The organism is Symbiopectobacterium sp. RP, assembly GCF_050472005.1.
In the GTDB taxonomy this organism is placed as follows: domain Bacteria; phylum Pseudomonadota; class Gammaproteobacteria; order Enterobacterales; family Enterobacteriaceae; genus Symbiopectobacterium.
On record NZ_JBGOGS010000001.1, the window covers coordinates 1,411,956 to 1,430,799 of the forward strand.

Consider the following 18,844-nt stretch of genomic DNA (forward strand, 5'->3'; position numbering starts at 1 on the left):
CATTTTTAAGTCGTTTGGCTATAACTCTTCTCCAGATCGCTTGCGTAAATCTGTGGGCGTGGAAAAGACGCTGGCTGCCGATATCCACCATTGGCATGAGTGCGAGGGGCTGGTGGAACAACTCTATCAGGAACTGGAATTGCGTCTGCGGCGTGTGAAACCGGATATGCATATCGCCCGTCAGGGCGTAAAACTGAAGTTCGATGATTTTTGCCAGACCACGTAGGAACACGTATGGCCTGAACTGAATAAGCAGGATCTGCTGCGGTTGGCGCGGCAAACCTAGGAAGAGCGGCATCAGACACGAGGCGTCAGGCTGGTTGGGTTGCACGTTACTTTGCTCGATCCGCAAATGGAACGCCAACTGCTGCTGAATTTAGAGTAATGGGACGTGACGTCACTAACGCGCCGGTGGCAGTAAATACCCCGGCGCGCCTTGATTACGCTTTTTCTGGGATAGCCGCCAGCAGCGCTGTCAGTAGTTGCCAGTAGCGGCCTACGCTTGCGATGTGAACCTGTTCATCGGGTGAATGCGGTCCGGTAATGGTGGGCCCAATGGAAACCATGTCCATGTTCGGGTAGGGCTTTTTAAATAACCCACACTCAAGCCCGGCGTGAATAACCATGACGTTCGGCGTGGTGTCGAACAGTTTCTGGTACGTTTCACGCACCAGTTGCATCACCGGTGAATGGGCATCCGGTTTCCAGCCAGGGTAGCCGCCTTTCGGTGCGGTGTGAGCGCCCGCTAACTGACCCAATGCTGTCAACGTTCCGACCACAGCATCTTTACCGCTGTCGATCAGCGAACGGATCAAGCAGACGATTTCTGACTGTTCTGCGTTCATGGTGACCACACCCAGATTGAGCGAAGTTTCCACCACGCCTTTGACTTCATCACTCATACGAATGACGCCATTCGGGGTGGAATTCAGCAAGGCCAGCAGGCAATCGCGAGATTCGGCGGTGAGCGACAGAGCATCGCTGGTGGTTTCTTCCAGTACCAGCGTCAGGTTTTTCTCCACGGCAGCCAGTTCGTGTTGCAGCGTTGCCAGATACTGCTCTGCCAGCGTTTTCAGCGTGGCGACGTTGCCCGCCGGAACGGCCAGCGTGGCGAAGGCCTCACGCGGAATGGCGTTACGCAGGGTGCCGCCGTTTAAATCCAACACGCGAATATCCGTTTTCGCGGCATGCTGGAACAGAAAACGTGCCAGCAGTTTATTGGCGTTACCCAGGCCCAAATGAATATCGCAGCCGGAGTGGCCGCCTTTTAGCCCTTTCAACGTCAGTTTGAAGGTGGAAAGACCGGCGGGCAGCGCTTCGCGCGTCAGCGGCAGACGGGTGATAAAATCGATCCCGCCGGCGCAGCCCATATACACTTCACCTTCTTCTTCTGAATCGGTATTGATCAGAATGTCGCCCTGCAACCAGTTGGGCTGCAAGCCGAAGGCACCATCCATACCGGATTCTTCCGTCATGGTCAGCAGCACTTCCAGCGGTCCATGTTTCACGCGATCGTCTGCCAGCACCGCCAGCGCCGAGGCCATACCAATACCGTTATCCGCACCCAGCGTAGTGCCACGTGCTTTGACCCAGTCGCCATCCACATAAGGTTGGATAGGGTCAGTGGTAAAATCGTGTACGGTGTCATTGTTTTTCTGCGGCACCATATCCAGATGCGCCTGCAATACCACTGCTTTGCGGTTTTCCAGCCCCGGCGTCGCAGCTTTACGCAGCAGGATATTTCCTACTGCATCGCGCTCGGCGTGAATATTACGCCCTTTGGCCCAGGCTAAAATGTGCTGCGCCAACGCCTCTTCATGGTAAGAAGGATGGGGAATGGAACAGATGGTGGCAAAAATATCCCACAAAGGCTGGGGAGCAAGTTGAGACAGTTCAGACACGATTAGCGTCTCCTCGTTGGCAGACCCGTCTGCGCATCAGGTGCGTAAGGACTGCAAGTTAAACGTTTCGGGTTGTGCCGCCGCAATCGGCACGTCAGTGACAGAATATCACTTTCCTTATCTTTTGATGCATCTTCAATTTGTATTACCGATGGTCATGGCATTTTATACCCGTGATCATTGAAGATGCTTGATTTTACGCGGTAAGAAGATCATGCTCACCCACTATGAAGATATTTATTACCGACAAGCAAAAAGCCGAACTCGAACACCTTCATGACACCAGTCGTGATAAGCGTGTTTGTGATCGCATCAAAGCCGTCCTGCTGGCCTCCGAAGCATAGGTATCTACACATCATAAAGGGTTAAAAACCACCATAGCGAAGTGGGCAAGTTCTTCCGGGGTATAGTCTGCTAATAACGTCAAGGTATTTAGCAGGATGGATAGTCCGGCAAGCAGCGCTGGGGCGCTTTCTTTACGCCCTCGTTTTTGTTGTCGTCCGGATAATCGGCAAATTAACTGACGGGCTGCCGCATTGTCGTCTCCTTCAGCGCGTTGCAGCCGCCATACCAGCACACATGCCATGCTAGCTATCAATAACCTGCGTAGCAGGGCACCAGCACTGCGCTGAAGCCATTTTTCTACATCATGACCGGCACCTTTCAGCAGCTTAAAAAAGGATTCAATACCCCAGCGCCAGTAATACCAGCGAGCGACTTCCGCGCTGGTGAGCTCGTTGCTAACGTTTGTGAGCAGCGTCCAGCGTCCGATAAATTTACCGTGAGTATCGGTAAGGCGAACCACAACTAATCTGAGTGTCAGAGCTACGCCTGGCTGAACTTTTACTCGCCGTCCGGTGTTCTTGTCTTTCCGCTTCGCTTTTGCTGTTCGCGTTATGATCACGGATGTTTCCCCGATCTCCATATTGGCTTTTTTCCCTTTCCAGCCAACCTGTCTGTTTGCGATAAATGGCAGATCGTCTGCAATTTCACCAATTTTACGGGTGTCACCGCCCCACTCTGCCCGATGCCCTTCCTTTCCCCGGATAAGCCAACATATTCCCAGGGAGCTTAATGTGCGCATATGCCCGATAGAGTCACCTTCACGGTCAATGAGATGAACTAACTTCTTCCCGGTATCAAGAGACTCAACGCGGGCGATATCAGCCGTCAAAGCATCCATATGAGTCAGACTCTCAGACAAGCCCTCGGTTAGCGTTGAACGACAACCCGCCCTATCGGTTAGAGTTTGAGACAGGGGCGCTATTGGTAAACCATTTGCAGCATCAAGCAGTAGGCGGGTTTGTAGTTCATAACCGACGTCGCCACCATGCGTCATTTTCAAACGTTCTTCTTTCCCATTGTGGGTACGAAACTGTAAATGAGACCAGTCGCGAATGACGAGAGCGTATGGATGCGGGCTAAGTGCAACCTGCCGGAGAGCCAGCGAAATAATCGGTTCATTGAGCTGACTGAAGCTAATACGTTCATTATTAAAAAAACGCCAAACGGCCTGAGTAGTGGCGAATGTTGTTTTCTGCGCGCAGGCAAGGTCTTTAACGGCTGACGCCAATGGTGCTGGGGGAGTCATGTGTTGCTTAACCAGACGCTGATATAGCCAAGCGACATTATTTTGATAACAATTATCTGTATTTTTTGCCACATATCAGGGCATTGGCTGTAATCATTTTTAAGTCGGTTGGCTATAAAAGATGTTGAACCATATCCAGATGCTTACCAAAAAGAACGTGCAGAGCGTTTTGGCGTTTGTCAGAAGGCCATTTGGCAAGCTCTTAAAAAGCTGGGATTGACCTATAAAAAAACTCTACGTCATCCGAAAGCCGACGAAAGCGCCCGGCAAGCATTTCAACAAAAAATACAACAGTATGAAAAAGAAGGTAAGCCTGTTGTTTTTATTGATGAAAGTGGTTTTCCACACGATACCCCATGGACTCACGGCTATTCCCCAAAAGGTCAACGGTGTTTTGGCCTGAAGAACGGGGGAGCCAAGGGAAGAACAAATGTTATCGGCGCTTTATTAGGCACCACGCTGTTTGCTATCGGATTATTTGATATCAATATTAACAGCGATGTTTTCTATTCCTGGGTCACACAAGTCCTTATCCCAGTACTCCCTAAAAACAGGGTAATCGTGATGGACAATGCAACTTTTCACAAAAAACATAATATTCAACAAGTCATCATCGATGCAGGGTATATGCTGGAGTATTTGCCTACATATTCGCCAGATCTTAACCCCATTGAGCATAAATGGGCACAAGCAAAAAGCCAAAAAAGAGAGAGTGGTTGCGATACAGAGATTTTGTTCTCAGTCCATATGGTGTAATCAAAATTAAGTCGCTTGGCTATACAGGCCCTGTGGCAGGCAATGGCCGATGATGGCATCGTCCGTGATGCCTCGGCGAAAGCCCTTGCTCACTTTGTTAAACGGGAAACCGGCTGTGATTCGCCTTATTGGCTGGATAACCCTCAGGCCAGCCAGGTTATCGAAAAACTCAAGCAGTGGCAAAAACGCGTAGCGAGGTCAACCTCATGCTAGAGAATACCTTTCGTAGCAAAGGGCCAGAGTTACTGGTTGAACTGGCCGAGCACACCGCCCAGACCGTCAGGCAGATTATCGATGTTGACCCTGCTGTTGCCAGCCAGATAGGCGATGCCGTCGCCAGTCAGATGATGGCGGTCTGGGGCGGGCAAAATGTCTATTTTCCAATGGGGCTGATATGGAAAGTCAGCCAGCGTGACCGGGAGATATTTGCTGACTTCAACGGCCATAACCACCACGCACTGGCGCGTAAATACAAAGTCTCGCTACAGTGGATTTACTCGGTGGTCAAACGCGTTAAAAAAGAAGAGATGGCTCGCATCCAGGGCAATCTGTTTGAAGATGAAGATAAGCCGTCTCGATGACTGTTCCTTGTTTCACATAGTGAAACTTAATTACTGTTACCTGTCCCAGATAGATCCAGTTTGTCCTAGGTAGATCCACATTTATCGCACGTTTCCCGTTTAAATATCTCACGTCCTATCATCCGCCTTATCGACATTGAACATGTTGTATTCATCCAGCGCATTTTCCATCGCCTGATTCAGCGACACGCGAATCAACATGTAGCGCGTGGTTTCGGCCACCCACGGCTGGTTGGCCGTGGTTAGCGACTGAAAACCACTGTTGGCCTGTTCAAACAGACCCTGATAAAAGGCCACCGCGTTAATCAAATACTGTTTGAGCTCTCCGGTATGCCCATCCGCAGGCAGCGTCGCGAGATCGCGAGTCATGGTGGCTAACGTGGTGGTGGAGAGCATGTTGATGCGAGCTTGTGCCAGCTGGATGCGCTGTGGTTCGGTGAGTTGGGTATCTGCCAGCAGCACATCAAAAAAGGCTTCTACTGCGCTGGTATCGTTGGAGATATGACGTCCTTCATTTTCCTCCGGCGCCAGCGTATCCATCTGCGCTTGCACCTCGGGAGGAAGGTTTAGCTGTTTAGCCTTGGCGGCCAGCGGTGAGGGTTGATTCGCACTGTCCGCCGAGGTGTCGTCCTCGCTGGTCTCACTGGCCGTCAGCCCCATGACGCGATAAGCAGTAAACGGATTCACGCGGGTTCGTGTCTGATCGGGCAATGGCTGTGGCAGTGGAAGGGCCAAATGATGACGGCTGCTTTGCAGCAGGATCAGATTGACGCGGGTGTCATTATTGGGCTCCAGATAAGGCAGGACCGCAATGCCGCATTCGGCATCGGAAAATCCGCATACGTCATCACCTGAACTCAACGCCTGGCCGCTGAAAAGAAGTGCAAGTGCGCCAGCCAATAAGGAAACACCTTTCATTATCACTTCCTGTTTGACGGACAAGGAACAAAGCGGTCACACCACGCTTTGCTCAAACTGACTGCCCTGATAAATATAGCCAAGCGACATTATTTTGATAACAATTAACTGTATTTTTTGCCACATATCAGGGCATTGGCTGTAATCATTTTTAAGTCGGTTGGCTATAGCGGAAAATAACGCTCACTCTACTGAAGGAGCAGCAAAACACAACAGGCAGATGACTGAAATTCGAATCACGGCAGGCTTCTGTTGACCGTGATTGTTTGCATCTGCACGCTGATGTGATGCGACTGAACGTGCCGCCCTCCTGCAACTGGAATTATTTAGGGTATAAACATGTTTAGCACTATTTCGCTAACAATATACCCGTATGAGGTATATTGTTAGCGAAATCAGGGGAAGTGTTATCCCCTCACCGACAAGGCGTATATCGACGCCTTTTAACGGAAAGTCTAAGGATAACAACGAAATGACTAATGCAAGCGATCCTCTCTCATTGCACCTTCCAATCAGCGGCATGTCCTGCGCGGCCTGTGCTGTGCGTCTTGAGCGCGTGTTAAACAGCTTGCCGGGGGTGGAAGCCAATGTCAATTTCGCCAGCGAGCGTGCGCGTGTTCGGCTGCAAGGGGAAAGCAGCACGGTGCAGGATGTGGTCGCTGCGATACATAAAGTCGGCTTTGACGTTGTTGAACAGACTCTGACGTTGGAACTTTCCGGCATGAGCAGCGAACGCTGTGCCGAACGTATTCAGGCGGCACTTGAAGCACTACAGGATGTACATGCGACGGTACTGTTTGCCAGCAGCCGAGCCAGTGTTCGCTATCGCCCCGGCGTGGTTAGCCCGGAACAGATGGTGCGTGCGGTTGAGCTGGGTGGCTTTCAAGCCCATGCCGTCGAGGGCGGTCAGCGTGGCGAAGAACGTGCACGACGCGAACGCGCGTGGCAGCGTGAACGCCGGGAATTTCTGATTGCGGTCGTGCTCACGGTGCCGCTGATGGCGGAAATGGTCGGGATGTTTTTCGGCAGCGGGCATCTGCTGCCCGGTTGGTTGCAAGCACTGCTGGCAACGCCGGTGCAGTTCTGGAGCGGACGCCATTTCTACCGCCGTGCCTGGAGTGCATTACGCAGCGGCACCTCCAACATGGATGTGCTGGTCACGCTAGGGACCAGCGTGGCCTATTTGTTCAGTCTGTTCACGTTGCTGACCACGCTGCACGGTCATCTCTATTTTGAAGCCAGTGCCGCGATCATTACGCTGGTACTGCTGGGCAAGCTGTTGGAAAGCAGAGCGAAAACCAAAACCGGTGCCGCCATTGAAGGTTTGCTAAACCTGCAACCGCCCATCGCACATGTGGAGGTGGACGGTGAAATTGAAGATCGCGATGTAGCCAGCCTGCACTGCGGCGATATCTTTGTGGTGCGTCCCGGCGAGAGTATTCCTGTTGACGGCGTCATTCTCGATGGCCTCTCAGAGGTCAATGAATCGATGCTCACTGGTGAGAGTGTACCGGTGGTGAAAGCGGTGGGTGCCGAGGTGTTTGGCGCGACGCTTAACCAAAGCGGTATGCTGCGTGTCAAAGCCACCGGTGTGGGAAGTAATACGGCGCTGGCGCGTATCATTCGTATGGTCGAAAAAGCTCAGGGCTCAAAAGCCGCAGTGCAGCGGTTGGCAGATAAAATCTCGTCAGTGTTTGTGCCGGTGGTGGTGGTGATCGCACTGCTCACCTGTCTGACACACTGGTTTATCAGCGGGGATTTGGCCTCCAGCCTGGTGAGTGCGGTAGCAGTGCTGGTGATTGCCTGCCCCTGTGCGCTGGGGTTAGCGACGCCGACGGCGATCATGGTGGGTACTGGGCAAGGGGCGCGTGCCGGTATCTTGTTCCGCAATGCCAATGCGTTAGAGCAAGTGCAGCGTTTGCAGGTACTGGTACTGGATAAGACTGGCACCATCACGGAAGGTAAGCCTTCGGTCAGTGACGTACTGCCAGAAGCTGCGGTGGCCGACGCTGAACTGCTGCGCGTCGCACTTTCTCTCGAACAGCATTCTGAGCATCCCCTCAGGCAAGCGCTGGTGCAGCATGCGCGGGAAGCCGGTGTGGAAGCCGTCGAGGTGAGTGAGTTTCAGGCGGTGATTGGCTGGGGGGTAAAAGGCGAGGTTGCCGGTGAAAACTGGCTGTTGGGGTCACCGCGTTTTCTGGCTGAAAATGATATCGTGCTCGATCAGGCGCAGATTGCCAAACTGGAAGCCCAGGGAAAAACGGTGATTGCCGTGGCCCGCGCTGACCTTCTATTGGGGTACATTGCGCTGGCAGATAAGGTGCGCGACGATGCACGTACCGCAATCGCCGATCTGCAACATCAGGGGATTGAGGTCATGATGTTGACGGGGGATAATCCTCGTGCGGCGGCGGTGATTGCCAAACAGGTGGGGATCACCAACGTGGTGGCTCAGGTGTTGCCGGAGCACAAAGCGGCGGAGATACAGCGCCTTCAGGCCAATGGACGCTGTGTGGGTATGGTGGGCGACGGTATCAATGATGCGCCTGCATTGGCAGCGGCAGATGTAGGCTTCGCCATTGGCGCGGGCTCGGACATTGCGCTGGATACGGCGGACGTGGTGCTGATGCGTAACCGCCTTGATAGCCTGCTGGATGCCATCAGCCTGTCGCGCGCGACGCTCGGTAAGGTGAAACAGAATCTGTTTTTTGCGTTTTTCTACAACCTGCTGGGCATTCCGCTGGCGGCGTTGTCGTTACTGAATCCGGTTATTGCCGGGAGTGCCATGGCGCTCAGTTCGATTTCCGTGCTGAGCAATTCACTGCTGTTACGTCATTGGAAACCGACTCAGCGCGACTGATATTCTGAGCCTTCCGGCTCCGCCCGGTGTCACACAATGTGAAATGGAGAGTATTTTATGTCCTATGTTACAATCAACGTCCAAGGTATGTCCTGCAGCGGCTGCGCCAGTAAGGTCAAGAACGCGCTGGAAGCGCTTAATGGGGTTCAGGGTGTGCAGGTCACGCTGGAAACCGGTCTGGTAAACGTGGAGTACAATGAGACAGAAAAAGCCAACCCAGACGCCTTCCGCGACACTGTCGAAGGACTCGGCTTTGACGTCGCCGCGTCGTAAGTGCGAGTTTTGTGTCGCTGCCACTGAAGCGGCCAGTTCAGCCGATGAATCGGATGTTTGCCGTGTGGTTCAGCCGCGTAAAAAAGCGTTGCTGAACCGGCTCAACCGAATTAACGGTCAGGTTAACGGCATCGGTCAGATGATCGAACAAGACCGTTATTGCGTTGATATCCTCAATCAGATTTCTGCGGCGCGTTCTGCGCTTAATGCTGTTGCCAATCAATTGCTGGCCGATCACACCAACGGCTGCGTGCGCAAGGCGGTATTGGACGATGGTGGGGAAGCAGCGATCGCGGAACTGCTGCAAGTGATTCAGCGTATGCGCTAGCGGGGCGGCGCAACGCGCCGTACCCCACGAGTATAGCTGCGCTTAGCGTTCGTTCAGCGGTAGCCAGATGGCCAGACGTAACCCCCCTAACGAACTGTCTCCTGCTTTAACCCAGCCTTTATGTTGCCTAATCGCATTCTCCACAATCGCCAACCCTAACCCCGTACCGCCCGACGCCCGATCACGCGCCTCATCGGTGCGATAGAACGGGCGGAAGATTTGCTCGAGATCTTCCGGATTAATGCCGGGGCCATCATCGTCAACGTTAATGGTGAGTCCTTGATTATCAACGGCAAAGGCGACGCTGATATGGGTGTTTGAGTAACGCAGGGCGTTGCGCACCACATTTTCGAAAGCGCTTTCCAGTGCGGAACGGTTGCCGAACAGCGGCCAGGGGCCGGGTGGATAGGGCACGTCCAGCGTTTTACCCATTTGCTCGGCTTCAAAGCGGGCGTCATCCAGCACGTCTCCCCACAGTTCGTCGGCGCGGATATATTCACGCCCCAACTCGTTCTTGTGCTGGTTGCGCGACAACACCAGCAGGTCGTTGATCATGCTGTCCAGCCGTTGCGTTTCGGTTTCAATGCGGTTCAGCTCGTTGTTTTCACCCTGACGACGGCGCAGCAGCGCGGTAGCCAATTGCAAGCGTGTCAACGGTGTGCGCAGTTCATGGGAAATATCAGAAAGCAGACGTTGTTGCGCGGTAACCATGCGTTCCAGCGCGCTGACCATTTGGTTAAAGCTGACACCAGTGGCGAGGAACTCTTGCGGCCCGGCTTCCAGCTCGGGGTGTTGACGTAGGTTGCCTTGCGCTACTTCATCGGCCGCAATTTTCAGCTTACGCGCAGGTTTTGCCAGGCTCCAGGCCAGCCAAAGCAACAGCGGTGTGCTGATAAGCATAGTGACAATGAGTAACAGCAGCGGGCGGTCCAGTAGCAGATTGATGAAATCGGACTGCGGGCTGTTTGCCATGCGGATCAGATAAACCTGGTAATTATCCTCACCGTCGCGCACGGAAAACGGTCCGAGCAGTTCGAGCCGACCATAATTTTTCTTCTGCGGATGGTCGGCATTATCAGACTGGCCGATAAAGTTACGCACAATCTGCATTTCGGTTTTTTGCAGCGTACCGAAAATGCGCCCTTCACTCGTGACGAAAACCAGACGTTGCCCCGGCGGTGACCATTTTTCGATCACGTGAAACAAGCGTCGCCACCAAAACAGGTCGTTAGGCGGATCGGCGGCAAGATCGGCTTCGATATGCTGTTCCAGCATCACGCCCTGACGATACTCGTTTTCCAACAGCGCCGTCATTTGACGTGAGTCCAGCTTGGGCAACATCAGCACCAGCATTAGCACCAACGCCAGCGTCAGCCAGAAAATGGCGAAAATGCGCGAAGTCAAACTGTCGATCATGCCGCAGATACCTATTTTAACTTGTTGATACCATTAAATAACCGCGTCCGCGCAGCGTCTTGAACCAGGGTTGTCCGTCTTTACGCTCCGGCAGCTTACGTCGCAGATTGGAAATGTGCATGTCTATCGCACGATCGAACGGCGTCAGACGTTTACCCAGCACTTCCTGACTAAGATGCTCGCGCGACACCACTTGTCCCAACCGCTGCGCCAACAGGTAGAGCAGCGTGAACTCGGTGCCGGTGAGATCCAGCACTTCGGTGTCGAAGCTCGCTTCCTGGCGCCCCGGATTGAGGCGCAAACCGTCCACTTCAACGGTCGGTGAACTGTTATCCGTGGTTTGCTGCTGCTCGGTCCACGATGAGCGGCGTAAAATGGCGCGAATACGGGCCACCAGTTCACGATCGTTAAACGGTTTAGGCAGATAATCATCCGCCCCCAGTTCCAGCCCCAAAACTCGATCCAGTTCGCTACCGCGCGCGGTTAGCATGATGACGGGCGTCTGATGCTGCTGCCGTACCTCTTTCAAGGTATCGATGCCGTTTTTCTTCGGCATCATGACGTCCAACAACAGCAAATCTACCGTATTGTCCAATACGTTTAATGCCTGTTCGCCATCGTGGGCAACGACAACGTTAAAACCTTCCATTTCGAGCAACTCTTTCAACAAAGCGGTGAGCTCTTTGTCGTCATCCACCAACAGAATCTTGTTCATGATTAGGCTACCTCCAAGGGCAAAATACGTCATAGATCGACGCTATTCCATGACTTTACGTAGTTTTACATCCTCTGACGCATGTTTGCAGCAAGGTGTTTAGACTTGTGTTCATTGATTCACAGATTGGAGCATTGTACCGGGGGGTGATAATGCTACGGCACATAAAAATCTCTCTCATTTCGTTGCCGATGTTCGGTGTCGTTAACGCATCAGTAGCCGATAGCGATAGTGCGTCACTGCCTGGTTGGCACTCTGGCGATGCAGCCTTGCGAAACGCCATCAATCAGCGCGGTCTGTTTGACGGTGTGAAACTGACGGAACAACAGCGTCAACACTTGCGTGACCTGATGCAACAGGCAAGGCAAGATGCGCCCGGGCTGCACTTATAGCTAAACAACTTAATTTTGATTGCATCATTTAAATGAGCTATTCAATTGATTTTAGACGTAAAGTGATATCTACACGGGAAGAAGAAAGGTTGAGTATCCGAGAAACAGCGAAGCAATTTCGGATTGGCCCTGCCTCTGTATCGCGTTGGATTAATCAAATAGCGTCAAAAGCATCGACCACGCGTCAGCGAAAGATCGATAAATCCGAGTGGATAAAAGATGTTGAACCATATCCAGATGCTTACCAAAAAGAACGTGCAGAGCGTTTTGGCGTTTGTCAGAAGGCCATTTGGCAAGCTCTTAAAAAGCTGGGATTGACCTATAAAAAAACTCTATGTCATCCGAAAGCCGACGAAAGCGCCCGGCAAGCATTTCAACAAAAAATACAACAGTATGAAAAAGAAGGTAAACCTATTGTTTTTATTGATGAAAGTGGTTTTCCACACGATACCCCACGGACTCACGGCTATTCCCCAAAAGGTCAACGGTGTTTTGGCCTGAAGAACAGAGGAGCCAAGGGAAGAACAAATGTTATCGGCGCTTTGAGCCTGTTTAAGATGTTGTGTAAATGCCTTTCCTCAGAAGTGACCGTCAAGACGCTCACCGAACTCGATAATAAAGCGACTCATTGCCATACGCCAGTCCTGTAAGGGCATCGTCCATTTCTGTGATGCCGCCTGGATTGCCAGCCATACGACCTTCTTCACCGAGTCATCAGTCGGGAACACCTTGCGTTTCTTGATTGCATGCCGGAGCACGCTGTTCAGTGATTCTATAGCGTTCGTCGTGTAGATTACCTTGCGAAGTTCCTGCGGGTACGAGAAGAATGTCGACAGGTTGGCCCAGTTTGACTGCCAGCTCCGGCTTATCTGCGGATAGCGGTGATCCCATGTCCCACCGAACGTCTCCAGCGCCTGAAGCGCGGCCTCTTCGGTTGGAGCCTGATACACTGCTTTGAGGTCGCGTGTTACCGCCTTATAGTCCTTCCAGGCAACGAAGCGCAGACTGTTGCGCACCATGTGCACGATGTACAACTGGATGCGGGCTTCCGGGTAGACCGTGTTGATGATGGCATCCGGGAACCCTTTCAGGCCGTCCACACAGCCAATGAGGATGTCGGTCAGGCCACGGTTTTTCAGTTCTGTCAGCACGTTCAGCCAGAACTTTGCACCTTCATTTTCGGTCAGCCACATCCCCAGTAGCTCTTTCTGGCCTTCGATATTGATACCCAGCGCCAGGAACACAGACTTATTGATAACGCTGCTGTCCTGCCGGACTTTCAGAACGATACAGTCAAGGTAAACAATGGGATAAACCGCATCCAGGGGGCGATTTTGCCATTCAACAACCTGCTCCATAACGGCATCGGTGACCTGCGATACCAGGGCGGGTGAGACATCCGCGTCATACAGTTCTTTGAACGCAGCGGCAATTTCGCGGGTGGTCATCCCTTTGGCATACAACGATAAAATCTGGTTATCCATCCCGGAGAGCCGGGTCTGGTTCTTCTTCACCAGCTGCGGTTCAAAGGAACCATCACGATCACGTGGTGTACGCAGTTCCAGCGGACCATCGCCGGTGGTATAGCCAAGCGACTTAATTTTGATTACACCATATGGACTGAGAACAAAATCTCTGTATCGCAACCACTCTCTCTTTTTTTGCTTTTTGCTTGTGCCCATTTATGCTCAATGGGGTTAAGATCTGGCGAATATGTAGGCAAATACTCCACCATGTACCCTGCATCGATGATGACTTGTTGAATATTATGTTTTTTGTGAAAAGTTGCATTGTCCATCACGATTACCCTGTTTTTAGGGAGTACTGGGATAAGGACTTGTGTGACCCAGGAATAGAAAACATCGCTGTTAATATTGATATCAAATAATCCGATAGCAAACAGCGTGGTGCCTAATAAAGCGCCGATAACATTTGTTCTTCCCTTGGCTCCTCTGTTCTTCAGGCCAAAACACCGTTGACCTTTTGGGGAATAGCCGTGAGTCCGTGGGGTATCGTGTGGAAAACCACTTTCATCAATAAAAACAATAGGTTTGACTTCTTTTTCATACTGTTGTATTTTTTGTTGAAATGCTTGCCGGGCGCTTTCGTCGGCTTTCGGATGACATAGAGTTTTTTTTATAGGTCAATCCCAGCTTTTTAAGAGCTTGCCAAATGGCCTTCTGACAAACGCCAAAACGCTCTGCACGTTCTTTTTGGTAAGCATCTGGATATGGTTCAACATCTTTTATCCACTCGGATTTATCGATCTTTCGCTGACGCGTGGTCGATGCTTTTGAGGCTATTTGATTAATCCAACGCGATACAGAGGCAGGGCCAATCCGAAATTGCTTCGCTGTTTCTCGGATACTCAACCCTTCTTCTTCCCGTGTAGATATCACTTTACGTCTAAAATCAATTGAATAGCTCATTTAAATAATGTGATCAAAATTAAGTCGTTTATCTATACCACGCACAAACAGTGCCCGGGGAGAAGCAGGTATCTGCCGCAATATGGGGGGTAACGCGAGTCTGCGTACGTGAGCAGATGGTGAGTCGGTTCCTCCAGCCAGCGTAATATAGCCAACCGACTTAAAAATGATTACAGCCAATGCCCTGATATGTGGCAAAAAATACAGCTAATTGTTATCAAAATAATGTCGCTTGGCTATACCGTTTCACACTCACTTTCATCCTGCGTGAGAAATTGCGCGACCTGCTCTTCCGACAAGGCCTGCGCGGACAGTACCTCGGCAGTCACCTCTGCCAGCGGATGCAATTGCTCCACCAATTGCACCGTTTTCAGCGCGTTGAGGCGTCGCACGTTCATTAACCGCAGCCACAGCTCCACGTCCTGCATGCGTTCATCCTTGTGCCATTGCGCTTTACAGGGCAAATGCTGTCAATCAGAATCGGAAATATCTAGAATAGATCCAGATACGCTTTCATCAACCGGATAAAGATCGAAATCAACTATGTCAGTTTTGCAGGTATTACATTTTCCAGACGAGCGGCTTCGCACTATCGCGAAACCTGTCGCAGAGGTTAATGCAGAAATTCAGCGCATCGTCGATGATATGTTCGACACCATGTACGAAGAAGAAGGCATCGGCCTTGCTGCGAGTCAGGTGGACGTGCATCAGCGCATTATCGTGATTGACGTTTCCGAAGAACGCGATCAGCGTTTGGTGTTGATCAACCCAGAGCTGCTGGAAAAAGACGGCGATACCGGTATTGAAGAGGGTTGTCTGTCCATTCCTAAAACCCGTGCGCTGGTGCCGCGCGCTGAGCGCGTGAAGGTCAAAGCGCTGGACCGGGAAGGTAACCCCTTTGAGCTGGAAGCTGATGGCCTGTTGGCAATCTGTATCCAACACGAAATGGACCATCTGGTTGGCAAGCTGTTTATTGATTATCTCTCGCCGTTAAAACGCCAGAGAATTCGCCAAAAGCTGGAAAAAATGGCCCGACTAAACGGTCGTCCATAATCTTATCACTACCGCAGGAAACGCCGTGTCCGAAAGCTCCCTACGCATTATTTTCGCGGGTACACCTGACTTTGCAGCGCGCCACCTTGATGCTCTGCTGGCTTCACCGCATCAGGTGGTGGGTGTTTTTACCCAACCCGATCGTCCTGCAGGGCGAGGCAATAAACTGACGCCCAGCCCGGTCAAAGTGTTGTCTGAACAGCACGGCGTCCCGGTGTTGCAGCCCAAATCGCTGCGCCCAGCAGAAAATCAGCAACTGATCGCTGATTTACAGGTGGATATCATGGTGGTCGTGGCCTACGGCTTGATCCTGCCGCAGGCGGTGTTAGATATGCCGCGCCTAGGCTGTATCAATGTGCACGGCTCGCTGCTACCGCGCTGGCGCGGTGCGGCACCGATACAACGCTCGCTTTGGGCCGGAGACGCTGAAACCGGTGTAACCATCATGCAAATGGATGCAGGGTTGGATACCGGAGCCATGCTGCATAAGCTGTCATGCCCGATAACGCCGCAAGACACCAGCGCCTCACTGTACGATCGCTTGGCAGAACTGGGCCCGCTGGGGTTGCTGACGACGCTGGCATCACTGGCGCAGGGAACGGCTGTCGCGGAAAAACAAGATGACAGTCTGGCGACTTACGCTGAAAAACTGAGCAAAGAAGAGGCTAAGCTTGATTGGTCACTCAGTGCCGAGCAATTGGAACGCTGCATTCGTGCCTTCAATCCCTGGCCTGTCAGCTATATCATCATTGACGAACAACCAGTTAAAGTGTGGAAAGCCAGCGCATTGGACACTAACCATAGCGCACAACCCGGCACGATCATCAGTGCAGACAAGCAAGGTATACAGGTCGCTACCGCGCAAGGCGTACTGAACCTGTTGCAACTGCAACCTGCGGGCAAAAAATCGATGTCGGTGCAGGATCTGCTCAATTCGCGTCGCGAATGGTTCACTCTAGGCAACGTACTGGCATAATACACTCATCCATTAAAAGGAATCGCGTCTGCTGTTATGTCAGGCGCGTTACCTTTTCAGACAATCACTATCCATGAAAACAACATACAATCTGAGCGCCATCGCCGCGAACGTTATCGGCTAGGTGCTCGATAAAGGCCAGTCGCTAAGTTTACTACTGCCACAGTATAGCCAACCGACTTAAAAATGATTACAACAGATACCCTGATATGCGGCAAAAAAGCATAGCTGGCTGTTATCAAAATAATGTCGGTTGGCTATATCAGCGTGATATCTCAGAAAAGGATCGTGCCCTGTTGCAAGAGCTGTGCTTCGGCGTATTACGCGTGTTGCCACAGTTAGAGTGGATAATTCAGCAGTTGATGGCAAAAACGCTGACCGGGAAGCAGCGCACGTTGCACAACCTGATCATGGTGGGCATCTATCAACTCGCTCACACGCGCATCCCAGCCCATGCCGCGCTGTCTGAAACGGTTAACGGTGCTGTTGCACTCAAGCGCCCACAGCTCAAAGGGTTGATTAACGGCGTACTGCGCCAATTCCAACGCCAGCAGGCCGATTTGCTGGATGAACGCGCGGCTAACCATGCGTCGCGCTTCGTTCACCCCGAGTGGCTATTAGCACGCCTCAAGAAAGCCTATCCGCATCAGTGGTAGCAGATTGTTGAGGCCAACAACCAGCGTCCCCCAATGTGGTTGCGCGTCAACCGTTTGCACCACACACGGGAACACTATTTAGCACTGCTAACTGAAGCAGGTATCGCCGCTCAGCCACATCCTGAACAGGACGAAGCCATCATGCTGAACGAGCCTTGTGCCGTAAGCCTGCTACCCGGCTTCGCGCAAGGCTGGGTTACCGTGCAGGATGTCTCTGCACAAGGTTGCGTGCGCTGGTTAGCGCCGCAGGACAATGAACATATTCTCGATCTGTGTGCTGCACCGGGTGGGAAAACCACCCATATTCTGGAAGTAGCGCCTCACGCTAAGGTCATAGGTATCTACACATCTTTTGCAATATCTGCTATTACGTTGCTGCATGATCTCAACTTATCCATCGGCGGGATTGATGCCGGCGTTATCAGCGTCTGGTTAAGCAACACATGACTCCCGCAGCACCATTGGCGTCAGCCGTTAAAGACCTTGCCTGCGCGCAGAAAACAACATTCGCCACTACTCAGGCCGTTTGGCGTTTTTTTAATAATGAACGTATTAGCTTCACTCAGCTCAACGAATCGATTATTTCGCTGGCTCTCCGGCAGGTTGCACTTAGCCCGCATCCATACGCTCTCGTCGTTCACGACTGGTCTCATTTACAATTTCGTACCCACAATGGGAAAGAAGAACGTTTGAAAATGACGCATGGTGGCGACGTCGGTTATGAACTACAAACCCGCCTACTGGTTGATGCTGCAAATGGTTTACCAATAGCGCCCCTGTCTCAAACTCTAACCGATAGGGCGGGTTGTCGTTCAACGCTAACCGAGGGCTTGTCTGAGAGTCTGACTCATATGGATGCTTTGACGGCTGATATCGCCCGCGTTGAGTCTCTTGATACCGGGAAGAAGTTAGTTCATCTCATTGACCGTGAAGGTGACTCTATCGGGCATATGCGCACATTAAGCTCCCAAGGAATATGTTGGATTATCCGGGGAAAGGAAGGGCATCGGGCCGAGTGGGTCGGTGACACCCGTAAAATTGGTGAAATTGCAGAAGATCTGCCATTTATAGCCAAGCGACTTAATTTTGATTACACCATATGGACTGAGAACAAAATCTCTGTATCGCAACCACTCTCTCTTTTTTTGCTTTTTGCTTGTGCCCATTTATGCTCAATGGGGTTAAGATCTGGCGAATATGTAGGCAAATACTCCACCATATACCCTGCATCGATGATGACTTGTTGAATATTATGTTTTTTGTGAAAAGTTGCATTGTCCATCACGATTACCCTGTTTTTAGGGAGTACTGGGATAAGGACTTGTGTGACCCAGGAATAGAAAACATCGCTGTTAATATTGATATCAAATAATCCGATAGCAAACAGCGTTGTGCCTAATAAAGCGCCGATAACATTTGTTCTTCCCTTGCCTCCCCCGTTCTTCAGGCCAAAACACCGTTGACCTTTTGGGGAATAGCCGTGAGTCCGTGGGGTATCATGTGGAAAACCACTTTCATCAATAAAAACAATAGGTTTTCCTTCTTTTTCATACTGTTGTATTTTTTGTTGAAATGCTTGCCGGGCGCTTTCGTCGGCTTTCGGATGACGTAGAGTTTTTTTTTATAGGTCAATCCCAGCTTTTTAAGAGCTTGCCAAATGGCCTTCTGACAAACGCCAAAACGCTCTGCACGTTCTTTTTGGTAAGCATCTGGATATGGTTCAACATCTTTTATCCACTCGGATTTATCGCTCTTTCGCTGACGCGTGGTCGATGCTTTTGACGCTATTTGATTAATCCAACGCGATACAGAGGTAGGGCCAATCCGAAATTGCTTCGCTGTTTCTCGGATACTCAACCCTTCTTCTTCCCGTGTAGATATCACTTTACGTCTAAAATCAATTGAATAGCTCATTTAAATAATGTAATCAAAATTAAGTCGTTTAGCTATATCCGTTTCTCAGCCATTGAACCCATTTATCCAGGTGGGTTTCTTCCGG

General features: G+C 51.4%; 19 protein-coding genes and 5 pseudogenes. 13 read left to right on the top strand and 11 right to left on the bottom strand.

Going from position 1 to position 18,844, the window contains the following annotated elements:
* Positions 1-34: 34 nt before the first annotated feature.
* Positions 35-385, top strand: a pseudogene (locus ACD630_RS09420) (DNA polymerase IV); the annotation flags it as partial.
* 55 nt (positions 386-440) lie between these two features.
* Here ACD630_RS09420 and pepD read toward each other — a convergent pair.
* Complete coding sequence (gene pepD / locus ACD630_RS09425; protein WP_430358897.1) at positions 441-1,901, bottom strand: beta-Ala-His dipeptidase; 1,461 nt, start codon at positions 1,899-1,901, stop codon at positions 441-443.
* Between the two features lie 227 nt (positions 1,902-2,128).
* On the opposite strand from pepD, the pseudogene ACD630_RS09430 reads away from it, so the two are divergent.
* A pseudogene (locus ACD630_RS09430) lies at positions 2,129-2,239 on the top strand (IS630 family transposase); the annotation flags it as partial.
* Positions 2,240-2,256: 17 nt separating this feature from the next.
* On the opposite strand, the gene ACD630_RS09435 reads toward ACD630_RS09430, so the two are convergent.
* On the bottom strand, positions 2,257-3,564 hold the full coding sequence (locus tag ACD630_RS09435; RefSeq protein ID WP_430358898.1) for a transposase: 1,308 nt from the start codon (positions 3,562-3,564) through the stop codon (positions 2,257-2,259).
* A 36-nt stretch (positions 3,565-3,600) separates the two neighbouring features.
* Between ACD630_RS09435 and ACD630_RS09440 the strand changes: the two genes are divergently transcribed.
* From ACD630_RS09440 to ACD630_RS09450, 3 genes and pseudogenes are all read left to right on the top strand, one after another.
* Positions 3,601-4,248 (top strand): IS630 family transposase, encoded by a 648-nt coding sequence (locus ACD630_RS09440; protein WP_430358899.1) that lies wholly within the window; start codon positions 3,601-3,603, stop codon positions 4,246-4,248.
* Positions 4,249-4,269: 21 nt separating this feature from the next.
* Positions 4,270-4,461 (top strand): annotated as a pseudogene (locus ACD630_RS09445) (regulatory protein GemA); the annotation flags it as partial.
* Complete coding sequence (locus tag ACD630_RS09450; RefSeq protein WP_430358900.1) at positions 4,455-4,829, top strand: Mor transcription activator family protein; 375 nt, start codon at positions 4,455-4,457, stop codon at positions 4,827-4,829. The pseudogene ACD630_RS09445 and the gene ACD630_RS09450, both read left to right, overlap by 7 nt.
* Positions 4,830-4,937: 108 nt before the next feature.
* Here the strand turns inward: ACD630_RS09450 and ACD630_RS09455 are convergent, their stop codons facing one another.
* Entirely contained in the window at positions 4,938-5,747 is an 810-nt protein-coding gene (locus ACD630_RS09455; RefSeq protein WP_430358901.1) for a hypothetical protein, read from the bottom strand.
* Positions 5,748-6,246: 499 nt separating this feature from the next.
* Here ACD630_RS09455 and ACD630_RS09460 point away from each other — a divergent pair, with 499 nt between their 5' ends.
* From ACD630_RS09460 to ACD630_RS09470, 3 genes are all read left to right on the top strand, one after another.
* A complete protein-coding gene (locus tag ACD630_RS09460; RefSeq protein WP_430358902.1) occupies positions 6,247-8,607 on the top strand; it encodes a heavy metal translocating P-type ATPase in 2,361 nt (786 codons plus the stop codon).
* A gap of 57 nt (positions 8,608-8,664) precedes the next feature.
* Entirely contained in the window at positions 8,665-8,880 is a 216-nt protein-coding gene (locus tag ACD630_RS09465) for a heavy-metal-associated domain-containing protein (RefSeq protein ID WP_430358903.1), read from the top strand.
* Positions 8,881-8,968: 88 nt separating this feature from the next.
* Positions 8,969-9,208 (top strand): metal-sensitive transcriptional regulator, encoded by a 240-nt coding sequence (locus tag ACD630_RS09470; RefSeq protein WP_430358904.1) that lies wholly within the window; start codon positions 8,969-8,971, stop codon positions 9,206-9,208.
* Positions 9,209-9,250: 42 nt separating this feature from the next.
* Here ACD630_RS09470 and cpxA read toward each other — a convergent pair whose 3' ends face one another.
* Together cpxA and cpxR are read right to left on the bottom strand one after the other, a co-directional pair.
* Positions 9,251-10,624, bottom strand: coding sequence for an envelope stress sensor histidine kinase CpxA (gene cpxA / locus ACD630_RS09475; protein WP_430358905.1), 1,374 nt, complete (start codon positions 10,622-10,624; stop codon positions 9,251-9,253).
* A gap of 16 nt (positions 10,625-10,640) precedes the next feature.
* Positions 10,641-11,339 carry an envelope stress response regulator transcription factor CpxR gene (gene cpxR, locus ACD630_RS09480; protein ID WP_430358906.1) on the bottom strand — a complete coding sequence of 233 codons (699 nt, stop codon included), beginning with the start codon at positions 11,337-11,339 and terminating at the stop codon, positions 10,641-10,643.
* 152 nt (positions 11,340-11,491) lie between these two features.
* On the opposite strand from cpxR, the gene ACD630_RS09485 reads away from it, so the two are divergent.
* Both ACD630_RS09485 and ACD630_RS09490 read left to right on the top strand, forming a co-directional pair.
* Complete coding sequence (locus ACD630_RS09485) at positions 11,492-11,731, top strand: hypothetical protein (protein ID WP_430358907.1); 240 nt, start codon at positions 11,492-11,494, stop codon at positions 11,729-11,731.
* A 32-nt stretch (positions 11,732-11,763) separates the two neighbouring features.
* Positions 11,764-12,381, top strand: a complete 618-nt coding sequence (locus tag ACD630_RS09490; RefSeq protein ID WP_430358908.1) for an IS630 transposase-related protein — start codon at positions 11,764-11,766, stop codon at positions 12,379-12,381.
* Here ACD630_RS09490 and ACD630_RS09495 read toward each other — a convergent pair.
* The 4 genes and pseudogenes from ACD630_RS09495 to ACD630_RS09510 form a co-directional block, all read right to left on the bottom strand.
* Positions 12,310-13,311, bottom strand: a pseudogene (locus tag ACD630_RS09495) (IS256 family transposase); the annotation flags it as partial. The gene ACD630_RS09490 and the pseudogene ACD630_RS09495 overlap by 72 nt on opposite strands.
* Positions 13,312-13,337: 26 nt before the next feature.
* Positions 13,338-13,871, bottom strand: a complete 534-nt coding sequence (locus ACD630_RS09500) for an IS630 family transposase (RefSeq protein ID WP_430359967.1) — start codon at positions 13,869-13,871, stop codon at positions 13,338-13,340.
* Positions 13,795-14,160 (bottom strand): IS630 transposase-related protein, encoded by a 366-nt coding sequence (locus ACD630_RS09505; RefSeq protein WP_430358909.1) that lies wholly within the window; start codon positions 14,158-14,160, stop codon positions 13,795-13,797. The genes ACD630_RS09500 and ACD630_RS09505 overlap by 77 nt, the downstream gene beginning before the upstream one ends.
* Positions 14,161-14,396: 236 nt before the next feature.
* The gene (locus ACD630_RS09510; protein WP_430358910.1) at positions 14,397-14,588 is read right to left on the bottom strand and encodes a hypothetical protein; all 192 of its coding nucleotides are present in this window, start codon (positions 14,586-14,588) and stop codon (positions 14,397-14,399) included.
* A 115-nt stretch (positions 14,589-14,703) separates the two neighbouring features.
* Between ACD630_RS09510 and def the strand changes: the two genes are divergently transcribed.
* The 3 genes and pseudogenes from def to rsmB form a co-directional block, all read left to right on the top strand.
* Positions 14,704-15,213, top strand: a complete 510-nt coding sequence (gene def / locus ACD630_RS09515) for a peptide deformylase (protein ID WP_430358911.1) — start codon at positions 14,704-14,706, stop codon at positions 15,211-15,213.
* A gap of 25 nt (positions 15,214-15,238) precedes the next feature.
* Positions 15,239-16,189, top strand: coding sequence for a methionyl-tRNA formyltransferase (fmt, locus tag ACD630_RS09520; protein ID WP_430358912.1), 951 nt, complete (start codon positions 15,239-15,241; stop codon positions 16,187-16,189).
* Positions 16,190-16,313: 124 nt separating this feature from the next.
* Positions 16,314-17,187, top strand: a pseudogene (rsmB, locus tag ACD630_RS09525) (16S rRNA (cytosine(967)-C(5))-methyltransferase RsmB); the annotation flags it as partial.
* 748 nt (positions 17,188-17,935) lie between these two features.
* Here rsmB and ACD630_RS09530 read toward each other — a convergent pair.
* Together ACD630_RS09530 and ACD630_RS09535 are read right to left on the bottom strand one after the other, a co-directional pair.
* On the bottom strand, positions 17,936-18,406 hold the full coding sequence (locus ACD630_RS09530; protein ID WP_430359968.1) for an IS630 family transposase: 471 nt from the start codon (positions 18,404-18,406) through the stop codon (positions 17,936-17,938).
* On the bottom strand, positions 18,289-18,759 hold the full coding sequence (locus ACD630_RS09535) for an IS630 transposase-related protein (protein ID WP_430358913.1): 471 nt from the start codon (positions 18,757-18,759) through the stop codon (positions 18,289-18,291). The genes ACD630_RS09530 and ACD630_RS09535 overlap by 118 nt, the downstream gene beginning before the upstream one ends.
* Between the last annotated feature and the right edge of the window lie 85 nt (positions 18,760-18,844).

Bases quoted from the DNA above. Each gene is read 5' to 3' on its own strand.
- ACD630_RS09450 (WP_430358900.1), top strand. From the start codon at position 4,455: ATGCTAGAGAATACCTTTCGTAGCAAAGGGCCAGAGTTACTGGTTGAA.
- ACD630_RS09455 (WP_430358901.1), bottom strand. From the start codon at position 5,747: ATGAAAGGTGTTTCCTTATTGGCTGGCGCACTTGCACTTCTTTTCAGC.
- ACD630_RS09465 (WP_430358903.1), top strand. From the start codon at position 8,665: ATGTCCTATGTTACAATCAACGTCCAAGGTATGTCCTGCAGCGGCTGC.
- cpxA (WP_430358905.1), bottom strand. From the start codon at position 10,624: ATGATCGACAGTTTGACTTCGCGCATTTTCGCCATTTTCTGGCTGACG.
- cpxR (WP_430358906.1), bottom strand. From the start codon at position 11,339: ATGAACAAGATTCTGTTGGTGGATGACGACAAAGAGCTCACCGCTTTG.
- ACD630_RS09485 (WP_430358907.1), top strand. From the start codon at position 11,492: ATGCTACGGCACATAAAAATCTCTCTCATTTCGTTGCCGATGTTCGGT.
- ACD630_RS09490 (WP_430358908.1), top strand. From the start codon at position 11,764: ATGAGCTATTCAATTGATTTTAGACGTAAAGTGATATCTACACGGGAA.
- ACD630_RS09505 (WP_430358909.1), bottom strand. From the start codon at position 14,160: ATGAGCTATTCAATTGATTTTAGACGTAAAGTGATATCTACACGGGAA.
- ACD630_RS09510 (WP_430358910.1), bottom strand. From the start codon at position 14,588: ATGCAGGACGTGGAGCTGTGGCTGCGGTTAATGAACGTGCGACGCCTC.
- def (WP_430358911.1), top strand. From the start codon at position 14,704: ATGTCAGTTTTGCAGGTATTACATTTTCCAGACGAGCGGCTTCGCACT.
- ACD630_RS09535 (WP_430358913.1), bottom strand. From the start codon at position 18,759: ATGAGCTATTCAATTGATTTTAGACGTAAAGTGATATCTACACGGGAA.